The sequence below is a fragment of the Micromonospora sp. NPDC047753 genome (assembly GCF_040642735.1).
In the GTDB taxonomy this organism is placed as follows: Bacteria; Actinomycetota; Actinomycetes; order Mycobacteriales; family Micromonosporaceae; genus Micromonospora.
The window spans coordinates 1-4,055 of the sequence record NZ_JBEYSL010000561.1; the positions used below are offsets into that span (position 1 = coordinate 1).

Genomic DNA, 4,055 nt, shown 5'->3' on the forward strand with positions numbered 1-4,055 from the left:
ACGGGATGACCACCCTGCCGGGCTGGCCGGCCCCCCGGATCACCGACTGGCTGACCTTCGCGGGCCGAGCGGTCGAACGGCCCGACGTTGTCCAGCCCGAGGAAGCCGCCCTCGAAGACGTTGTTGCCGCCGGTGTCCTTGCGGTTGACCCACCAGGTGAAGTTGAGCAGCAGCTTGTGCATCACCCGGGCCAGGAACTCGTAGTCCCGGCCGCCGTCGATCTCGAACACCTTCAGCGCCGCCCACGCGTGCACCGGCGGGTTCACGTCACCGAACGCCCACTCGTACGCCGGGATCTGCCCGTTGGGGTGCAGGTACCACTCGCGGAGCAGGAGCAGGATCTGCTCCTTGGCGAAGCCCGGGTCGACCCGGGCGATGCTCACGCAGTGGAACGCCAGGTCCCAGGCCGCGTACCAGGGGTATTCCCACGGGTCCGGCATGGAGATGACGTCGAAGCTGGTCATGTGCCACCAGGCGCTGTTGCGCCCGTGCCGACGCCCGGCCGGCGGTGTCGAGCCCGGGTCGCCGTCGAGCCACCGTTTGACGTCGAAGTGGTAGAACTGCTTGCCCCACATCAGCCCGGCGATCGCCGTCCGGGCGACCAGCGCCTCGTCGGGGGTGGCGGCCGGCGGGATGACTCCGGCGAAGAACCGGTTCGCCTCGGCCCGCCGCGCCCACACCACGGCCTCGAAGCCCTCGCTGAGGTCGGCCGGGGGCGGCGGTGCGGCGGCCGGCGGCGACGCGGTGCGGGTCAGCCGCAGCCGGATCTGGCGCTGCCCGCCGGCCGGCACGTCGAGCACGTAGTGCAGCGCGCCCTTGGTGCCCTCCCGGGCCGGGTTGACAGTGGCCGCGCCGTTGACGACGTGGTCGTTGATGCCGTCCTTCGGGTACGGGGAGCGGCCGGGCAGGCCCCAGAGCCGTTCGGCGTTCGTGTCGTTGTCGCAGAGCAGCGGCACCGGGCCGCCGTCGCCCTCCAGCAGCAGTTGGCCGAACACCCGGTGTTCGCCGACGAGGCGGGTGCCCTGACCGGTCAGCCGGGGGATCCGGTCGCCGCCGGGCAGACCCCAGGACCAGGTGTTACGGAACCACAGGGTGGGCAGGACGTGCAGGGTGGCCGCCTGGTCGCCCCGGTTGGCGACGGTCACCACCATGCAGAGGTCGGTCGGGGACGCCTTGGCGTAGTCGACCGTCACCGCCCAGTACCTGTCGTCGTCGAAGATCCCGGTGTCGACCAGCTCGTACTCGGTGTCGTCGCGGCCGCGCAACGCGTTCACCGCGACGAGTTCGTCGTACGGGAAGGCGGCCTGCGGGTAGTGGTAGCGCCAGCGCATCCAGGAGTGGGTGGGCGTGGAGTCCTCGTACCACCAGTACTCCTTGGCGTCCTCTCCGTGGTTGCCGCTGTCGCCGCCGAGGCCGAACATCCGCTCCTTGAGGATCGGGTCCTTGCCGTTCCAGAGGGCGAGGGCGAACGCGAAGGTCTGTCGTTCGTCGCAGACGCCGGCCATCCCGTCTTCATTCCACCGGTAGGCTCTGGACCGCGCATGGTCATGCGGGAAGTAGTCCCAGGCCGTACCGTGCTCGCTGTAGTCCTCCCGTACCGTCCCCCACGCCCGCTCGGACAGATAGGGACCCCATGCACGCCAGTCCTGCTCCCCCGAGTCGGCCTGGGCGAGCCGGAGCCGCTCAGCGTCGGGTGGCGAGGCGTCGGAGGACGATCGGTCAGTGATCACGTGCACATCTTTGACGTCGCCGCGGTACTTGACCACAGCGGCCATTCTCGTCGTGGCGTGTTACACGTTGCCGCCGGTGGAGGAAACTTGATCGACATTCGGTTCGGCCCGCAGGTCTGCGGCGATCTGACCAGCGCGGCCAGCCGGGAGTGGCTGGTCCCCGACGGCCTCGGCGGCTACGCGATGGGCACCGTCGGCGGGCTGCGGACACGTCGCTACCACGGCCTGTTGGTGGTTCCCGGCGAAACGCCGGCGTCCCGTCAGGTGGGACTGGTCAGTCTTGATCCGGCGGTCACCCTGCCGTCCGGCGTACGGGTCCGCCTCGGCGCGCACGAGTGGGCCTCCGGCGACGTGGACCCGCGCGGCTTCGAGCTGTTGGAGCGCTTCGACCTGGTCGACGGGCTGCCCCGGTGGCGGTGGCGGATCGGCGCGGTGGTCATCGAACGGGAGCTGGCCATGCTGCCCGGCCGCTCCTGCGTCGCGGTGGTGCACCGACTGGTCGCCGGTGGTCCCGTGCGGCTGGAGCTGTCGGCCGCCTGCACCTGGCGGGACGCGCACGGCGAACGGCGGGCCGACGGCCCGGTCCCGCAGGTCGAGGCGGTGGCCGACGGCGCGGTGGTCGAGGGCGCGTACCGGCTCGCCGGCCCGGGCTGGACGCCCGAGGGGCAGTGGTGGCTGGGCGTGCACCACCGCGAGGAGGCCAACCGTGGTCTGAACGCGGACGAGGATCTCTGGTACGCGGGCCGCTTCTCCGGTGAGCTGGAACGCCCCGGCGACACGGTGTCGGTGCGGGCCTGGGCCGGTCGGCTCGACGAGGAGCCGCCGCCGGGCACGGAGATCGTGGCCACGGCCCGGCGGCGCAACCGGCTGGTGGTGGCGACGGCGAAGCCGGCCGACGACGTGGACGCCACCCTGGCGCTGGCCGCCGACGCGTTCGTGGTGCGCACCGACCAGGCGGCGGTCGACGTGGTGGCCGGGTACCCGTGGTTCGGGGCGTGGTCGCGGGACACGATGATCTCGTACGAGGGGCTGTTCCTCTGCACGGGTCGCGCCGACGAGGGTCGGGAGCTGCTGCGGGCGTACGCGGCGACGCTGTCCGAGGGGATGCTCGCCAACACGGCCGACACCGGTCGGGTGGAGTACAACACCGTCGACGGCACGCTGTGGTTCCTGCACGCGGTGAGCCGGCACGTCACCGTCACCGGCGACACCGACCTCGGCGACGAGCTGCTGCCGGCGCTGCGCACTGTGGTCGACGCGCACACCGCCGGCACCCGGTACGGGATCCGGGTCGACCCGGCCGACGGGCTGCTCACCCAGGGCGCCGCCGGCACCGCGCTGACCTGGATGGATGCCCGGGTGTACGGGGTGCCGGTCACCCCGCGGACCGGTAAGCCGGTCGAGGTCAACGCGCTGTGGATCAACGGGCTGGCCGGGCTCGCGGAGCTGGCCGAGCTGGCCGGGCAGGACGCCGACGAGCTGTGGCGACTCCACCGGCAGGCCACCGCCTCGTTCCGGGAGCGGTTCCCAACCCCGACCGGCTGGCTGCACGACGTGCTGGACGCGCCCGCGCCGGCGTACCCGTTGGGTGGCGCCGCGGTGCACGACGACGACGCGTTGCGTCCCAACCAGCTGCTGGCCTGGTCGCTGCCGTACGCGCCGATGGAGCCGGACGAGGCGACGGTGCGGCGGGTCGGGGGCGGTCTGCTCACCCCGCTCGGGCCGCGCAGTCTGGCCCCGGATTCCGCGGAGTTCGTGGGCCGGCACCGGGGCGGCCCGGCCGAGCGGGACGGGGGCTACCACCAGGGCACGGTCTGGCCGTGGTTGCTCGGCCCGTACGTGGACGCCGCCCGGCGGGGGAGGATGTCCGTCGATGACGTATTCGTCGGCATTGAGTCCCATTTGATGGAATATGGGTTAGGCTCAGTGAGCGAGACGGCCGATGGCCTCGCGCCGCACACCGCTACCGGGTGCCCGTTCCAGGCGTGGTCGGTGGCCGAGCTGCTGCGGGTGCGGCGAAAGAGCCAGTAGCGCTTTACACGACCGCAACGGTGGTGTCGCCGCTGGTTATCGCGATCCCGGCAGGATTGGCCTCGATCCAGACGCGACGGCGACATCAATTCGGTGTCTGTCGGCGCGCGCCCGGGGACAACTCAAAGGGGGCCGCATGTCACTCGATGCCCACGTGATCGACATCAACCCCGCCCGACAGCTGCGGGTGCTGATGCTCTCCTGGGAGTACCCGCCGGTGCTCGTCGGCGGCCTCGGCCGACACGTGCACGCCCTCTCCGTCGCCCTCGCCGCCGCCGGCCACGAAGTCACCGT

General features: G+C 71.9%; 2 protein-coding genes and 1 pseudogene. 2 read left to right on the forward strand and 1 reads right to left on the reverse strand.

All coding sequences use genetic code 11. From position 1 onward, the window contains the following. Positions 1 to 1,775: pseudogene (locus tag ABZ749_RS30870) on the reverse strand (glucosidase); the annotation flags it as partial. Positions 1,776 to 1,817: 42 nt separating this feature from the next. Between ABZ749_RS30870 and ABZ749_RS30875 the strand changes: the two are divergent. Further along, positions 1,818 to 3,761, forward strand: a complete 1,944-nt coding sequence (locus ABZ749_RS30875) for an amylo-alpha-1,6-glucosidase (protein WP_357233933.1) — start codon at positions 1,818 to 1,820, stop codon at positions 3,759 to 3,761. A 136-nt stretch (positions 3,762 to 3,897) separates the two neighbouring features. Beyond that, the coding region (locus ABZ749_RS30880; RefSeq protein WP_355008434.1) for a glycogen/starch synthase at positions 3,898 to 4,055 on the forward strand (158 nt) is incomplete at its 3' end.